This window comes from Bradyrhizobium cytisi (assembly GCF_008123515.1).
In the GTDB taxonomy this organism is placed as follows: Bacteria; Pseudomonadota; Alphaproteobacteria; order Rhizobiales; family Xanthobacteraceae; genus Bradyrhizobium; species Bradyrhizobium cytisi.
Map to the genome: position 1 here is coordinate 22,296 of NZ_VSSR01000067.1, position 6,000 is coordinate 28,295.

Genomic DNA, 6,000 nt, shown 5'->3' on the forward strand with positions numbered 1-6,000 from the left:
ATAGCGGTGCAGGCAATCAATTGATCGACTGGGCTCAGCTTGTGCGCGGAGCGATGGCGCCCGAGTGGATTTGACTTCTACGGTCAAGCAGTTCGGACACTCCGATCAAGCGGCTCAACCGATGGAAAATCTCACACACTATCCATTGATACTTTTCATAGCCGCCTTCGTCGGTTTGTGGCTCGGCGCAGCGGCGGGCTCATGGCTCCGCCAACGAGGGCGAGAGGTCAACGAGGAGCAAACCGAGGATCTTGGCATCGTCCTCGGGGCCACATTGACGCTGTTGGCATTGATCATCGGCTTCAGCGTTTCCATGGCCAGCAGCCGATACGAACAGCGCAAGGGTCTCGAAGAAGCCGAAGCCGATGCGATTGGAACCGAACTGTTGCGCGCGGATCTTTTACCCTCAGACCATGCCACAAACGTCCGCAGGCTTCTTGGCGCTTACCTCGACCAGCGGATATTGTTCTTCCTCAATCGAGATGAGGCCCGACAAACCGAGATCGATCAGTCGACTGGCCAGCTGCAAACTGATTTGTGGGCGTCGGTCCGCGGGTCGGCGAGCACGCAACCAACTCCCATTACGGCGCTGGTGCCCCAGAACCTGCAGAGCCTGGCCCCCTCGGGCGCGCGGATGTGCGTCCCTAGCTCTCGCCTCTTTGCTGAGCGGCCTCCATTGTGGCCGCCGCTTCCGCTCAAATCTTTCCAAGATTTGCGAAATGGTGAAGCTCGCCGCTTTCTAGCGCGGCGGGTATTCTTTGAATGTTGCAAGACGGTTGTCTTGAGACATCGCCCCGGGGTTCGGGGCGATGTCCGATTTTGCCGCTACTTCGCGATGGCTGCTCTGGCCGCCTCGATCTTTGCCTTTACGGCCTCAAGGTTGAAGCTCGCTCCCCTTTGCATCGGTGGAAATTCGATCGCAGTCATCGCCAGCTTCTCGACATACTGCTGAACAAACACGAAGCGCCAGAATTCGTATTTGAACCAGTCGAAGTATTGCTGCGCTCCCTCTTTGCTCCCGGCATTGGGCCAGCCGGTGCGCTCGAAGGGATCGAGGCGAAGGTTGGTGAGGTATGGTACATCGGGCTTGGTTTTTTCACCCAACCAGCCCCCAGGCTGGTCGATGAAGCGATACTTCATGTCGTCGATGCGCACGGCACCCAAGTCGCTTTCGCCGAAGTAAAATATTTCGTGCCGGTTCGAGGGCCCCTTCCCGGTAATCATGTCCATCTGGTTGTAGCCGTCCAGATGGCACTTGTAGGTCGTGTCACCGATCTGTTTGCCCGTCTTCAGCTCTTCGGCGATGTTCGGGTTGCCGGCCGCGGCGAGGAAAGTCGGAAACCAGTCCAGACCGGAGATGATACCGTTCTCAACCTTGCCAGCGGGCACCTTGCCCGGCCAGCGGATCATGCAGGGTACGCGGAAGCCGCCTTCCAGAACTGTGCCCTTGCTCTGTGCAAATGGCGTCTGTCCGCCATCGGGCCACGTGAAAACCTCGGTGCCGTTGTCAGTGGTGAACACCACGATGGTGTTGTCGTCGACGCCCAGGTCCTTGAGCTTCTGCATGACGATTCCGACGTCGTCGTCGAGCTGCGCCATGCCGGCTTCATGGATCGTCCACCCGTTCTTGGAATTGCGCAACCCTTCGTATTTCGGCGACAGATGCGTGACGATGTGCATGCGAGTCGGATTGAGCCACACGAAGAACGGCTTGTTGTCGGTCTTGGCCTTGTCGATGAATTTTAGCGCGAGGTCGCGGATTTCGTCGTCCACGGTTTCCATTCGTTTGGGATAGAGCGTGCCCGCGTCCTCGATCTTCTGCTTGCCGATTTTGCCCCAGCGCGGATCCACGGTGGGATCGTCAACATTGGTCGCATACGAATGGATCATGTTGCGTGGACCTACGGAATTCAGCAACTCCTGCGGGTAGGCTGGGTGCGCGGGGTCCTCCATCGCGTCCAGGTGATAGAGGTAGCCGAAAAATTCGTCGAAGCCATGCACCGTCGGCAGGAATTCGTTTTTGTCGCCAAGGTGGTTCTTGCCGAACTGGCCGGTAGCGTAGCCCATGCCTTTTAGTGCGGTAGCGATGGTCACGGCTTGTGCGGGTATGCCTGTGGGAGCGCCGGCCTGACCGACCGTTGTCATGCCAGTGCGGATCGGTAGCTCGCCGGTAATGAAATTGGCACGACCCGCCGTGCAACTGGCCTCTGCGTAGTAATCCGTGAACAGCATGCCCTCGGCGGCGAGTTTATCGAGGTTCGGCGTTCGACCCGCCATCATACCGCGGTGATAGGCGCCGAGATTCCACATGCCGATGTCGTCACCCATGATGACAACGATGTTGGGTCGTTGCCCGCCCGACGCTGGCGCCGTCGCTGGTTGCTGTGCCTGTGCGGGACTTGTCAGTCCGGCAGCCGAAAGCGCCGAAGCTGCAACGAGAGAACTACCGCTCAGGAGCAGATCGCGGCGCTTCAACCCTGAGCTCGATAGCGCAGTGTCGGTGTCGGAATTTTCTGAACTCTTGTCGCTGCTCATGACGCACTCCTTTTTCTGACGATGCAACGGAAACCGACGTGGCTGGCCGACGTATCTATCGGTTCGGCGTGACGCGCGGCCGGACGATAACGGCGGCAATAGTTAGGAGCGCAAAGATGCGAGCCGCCCTTAAGCACCTTGCGTGGAATCCTGATCTTCGGATCTCGGGGGTCGTAGCTTGCAGTCTCGGGACCACCGCGGGGATTTTCCGGAATGCAACACGCCTTCGGCGCATCGGCCTCGTGTCTTGGCGAGTACCAATCGGCGGTCCACTCCCAAACGTTGCCAATCATATCGTGCACGCCGTATTGGCTGGCCGGGAACGCTGTAACGGGCGACGTCCGCTCGTATCCGTCAGTGACAAGATTTTCGTGCGGAAAGTTGCCTTGCCAGGTGTTCGCCATATGCATGCCACCGGGCATCAGTTCGTCGCCCCAGGCGAACTCCGCGCCGTCCAATCCATCGCGCGCAGCGAATTCCCACTCGGCCTCGGTCGGCACTTCCTTGCCAGCCCATTTTGCGTAAGCTTCGACGTCGCAATAGGCGACGTGCACGACCGGATGGTCGTCGAGCCCGCGAAGGTTACTGTGCGGTCCGTAGGGACGGCGCCAATTGGCGCCAAATTTGAACGTCCACCACTCGTGCGAGTGGCGCAAATCCACGAAATGCCCCGGCGGCGTAAAGACAAGTGAGCCGGCCTTGAGCATGTGGGGCAACGCGCCAGGGTAGTCCTTCGCATCGGGCGTCAGTTCGGCAAAAGTGACATAGCCGGTCGTGTTGACGAACTCACGGAACTGGCGATTGGTGACGGGCGTCCGGTCCATCCAGAAGCCGTCCACGGTAACCCGGTGAACCGGCGCCTCCTCCGGATAGTGCTTGTCCGATCCCATGCGAAAGGCCCCGCCGGGAATATAAACCACGCCCTCGTCTGCCGGATGGTCGACGTTCGGCTTTGGAAAGCATTTCGTGCTGTCGAAGTTCATCTGAGATCTCGGCCGGTTAAGGGAAGTCGTTGTCGCTATCCTGCCGAGTTGCAGGATTTCGCACTATGCAGTTTCGGCAAAACTACCTTCAGGAAAATGGTTGGCTCAGGCCTGTTGATTTTCGTCCTTACTCGAAGGCAAAAATTCGTTTCCAGTCGTTCTTCATATCGACCACTGTCCATCGGGTCACTGCCGCGGCGTCCAGCGCCACGTCCAGTTTCCCGAAATGTGATGCCGGTCGTAGGCATATTCGCGCTCGGCGTCGGTATGGTGGACGATCAGGCCGAACCGGCCTCCGGAGGCGAGCGTCGTCCATTGCAGCATTTCGAGATCTCCATCAGAGTTGCCGAAGGCTGCTATTGGGTGAAGACCGATATGCTCGTTGATGCCAATCGGCTTACCGGCCTAATCATTGACGAAGTTAACTTCGGGAAGGCGGAATAGAATAGGGGCGCCGTCACGCATCTCGTATCGGGTCTTGATCGAAGATCCGACCACCTGTTCCGGGTGAACGCCGTAAACGGCCTCCGTCCACGGCCGCATGAACTCGATGCCCCCACCTGACACGATAAAAGTCGTGAAGCCGTTCGCCCGCAGGAAGGCGAGCAATTCCAGCATCGGCTGGTACACCAACTCGGTGTAAGGCCTTTTAAAACGCCGGTCGCGCCCGGTGGCGAGCCAGTCAGTCACGATCTTCTCAAACTCCGCCGTCGTCATGCCGGCATGCGTAACGGCGACCAGTTCGGCAACGCCCTTCTCACCGGAAGCGGCGAGCGAATTCACATCACCGTCCCGCACTGCCGCGAAGGGTTGCTTGTCCTTCCATTCCGGGTGCATCGGGGCCAGGCTTTTCACGCGGTCGAGCACAAAGGCGAGTTGTACATACATTGGGTGCTCCCCCAAAGCGTGTCATCATTGTCAAACGTTGCAATACGCTGTCGGGACGGCACGAAATGCGGACCGTCGTGATCTGTGACGCGCTTCACGAACTCGAGGATAGATGACTTTGTCGGGCCGTCATTCCAAGATGGCAGGGCATCGAGCTGCGCTTGTGCCGATGCTGGCCCGACGTGAAGTGAAGCCGAAACCAGCGCGAGCGCCGCCAGAGAAGAGAGAATGGCGCGGCGATCCAGTCGAAGAGATCCGGTGAAAGGCTTCATGAGCGTCTCCATTTGTTCAGCAAGAACTGGAAGCTCGACCGTTCGCCTTGGAAAAGCATCCGGTGCTGTCGAACAAATCCCGGTCAGCTTCTTGGGAGCACGTGAAGACGATAGTGCTGGGTTGCGGGGCTGTGCGCTATGCGTTTTCGGCAGAACTTTTTTTGTGCTCATCACATTTTGGTTCGGGCGCGGCGCAATGTTGATGACGGCATTTCATGAAATACGGCCCGGTAAGCTACGGCGAAGCGTCCGAGCTCGAGAAAATGATGGTCTCGCGCGATTGCCGCGACACTGGCCGTTTCCGGATCGGCCCGCCGCAACGCCGCGCGCACCTTGTTCAACCGTCGCACCAGGTAATACCGCGTCGGGCTCATGCCCAGAAATTCGGTACAGCATTGTCGCAATGTTCGCTCCGGCACGCCGATCGCTGCGCAGAGCTCAGATACGTTCAGATGGGGCTCGTTTCGCGCGGCCAATGCCTCCTCGAACCGACCCATGACAGCGGCGTGACGTCGTATTCGCCTCGGATTTTCGCCGACATTGTCGACTGTCAGACAGTTGACAAGCGCGTACAACAGTTCGTGCTCAAGGGCCCGCGCAACCTCCGGATTGCTTATCAGCTCGCGTTTGCTTTCAACGAGACGACAAGCCTTCGAAAACGGACCCAGCAAGTTCTTAGCGGCCCCTAGCGTGGGCCGCATCACCTGACCTTCTAAAGGCGGTCTGATGCTTTGCCCGGTCAGGGCGTTGCTGCAAGCCGCAAGCAGCGCGGGCGGAAGCGATATGAGCCCCCAAATACCTTCCTCATCTGTCCTTAGATGGACCCGCTCGCCGAGACCATGGAAGACGAGATCGCCGAAACGCATGCGAACTCCACAGTATGTCAATGACGCTTCCCTGTTAGCTGCGAACGAGATGATCGCCTGGGCCGGCGGCAGCGCGAGAAAGCCGATACGCGGCAGATTCTCATGGCCGCAAAGCACATGCAGCCCGCCTAAATTCAACCATGTCAACCGCCCGTTGAAGTCTCCGCCAGCCGTGATGAAGAGGTCTAGTCTCGCAGCTCCGATCGCGGCGCTGAAGTCGTCGGGGCTAGCAAACGTGGCTGTGCCCTGTTCCGCCATCAAAGCTTATCTCATTTGCTGCACGCCCCATCGCGAACAGCGATGACCAAAGTTGCATGATGGAGGATGGGAGGCGAGCAGGCTATGCAACTTCGGAATCTGGCGATGCCCTTTGAGGGCTTCTGTTGCAGCCGGGCGATGTCCTCACGGTTTGCAGTTGATCACCTCAGCGCAGAATGCGGATTCCGGGGATTGCGG

General features: G+C 58.7%; 3 protein-coding genes and 1 pseudogene. All 4 read right to left on the reverse strand.

The genetic code is table 11. From position 1 onward, the window contains the following. Window positions 1-825: 825 nt before the first annotated feature. On the reverse strand, window positions 826-2,535 hold the full coding sequence (locus FXB38_RS33535; protein WP_187435319.1) for an arylsulfatase: 1,710 nt from the start codon (window positions 2,533-2,535) through the stop codon (window positions 826-828). Further along, complete coding sequence (locus tag FXB38_RS33540) at window positions 2,532-3,518, reverse strand: formylglycine-generating enzyme family protein (protein ID WP_148755226.1); 987 nt, start codon at window positions 3,516-3,518, stop codon at window positions 2,532-2,534. Before FXB38_RS33540 ends, FXB38_RS33535 begins: the two co-directional genes overlap by 4 nt. A gap of 127 nt (window positions 3,519-3,645) precedes the next feature. Next, window positions 3,646-4,678 (reverse strand): annotated as a pseudogene (locus tag FXB38_RS33545) (HAD family hydrolase). A 170-nt stretch (window positions 4,679-4,848) separates the two neighbouring features. Next, window positions 4,849-5,802, reverse strand: coding sequence for a helix-turn-helix domain-containing protein (locus FXB38_RS33550; RefSeq protein WP_148755227.1), 954 nt, complete (start codon window positions 5,800-5,802; stop codon window positions 4,849-4,851). Window positions 5,803-6,000: the final 198 nt, after the last annotated feature.

Excerpts from the sequence above, each read along its gene's own strand:
- FXB38_RS33540 (WP_148755226.1), bottom strand. The coding sequence starts at position 3,518 with ATGAACTTCGACAGCACGAAATGCTTTCCAAAGCCGAACGTCGACCAT.
- FXB38_RS33550 (WP_148755227.1), bottom strand. The coding sequence starts at position 5,802 with ATGGCGGAACAGGGCACAGCCACGTTTGCTAGCCCCGACGACTTCAGC.
- FXB38_RS33535 (WP_187435319.1), bottom strand. The coding sequence starts at position 2,535 with ATGAGCAGCGACAAGAGTTCAGAAAATTCCGACACCGACACTGCGCTA.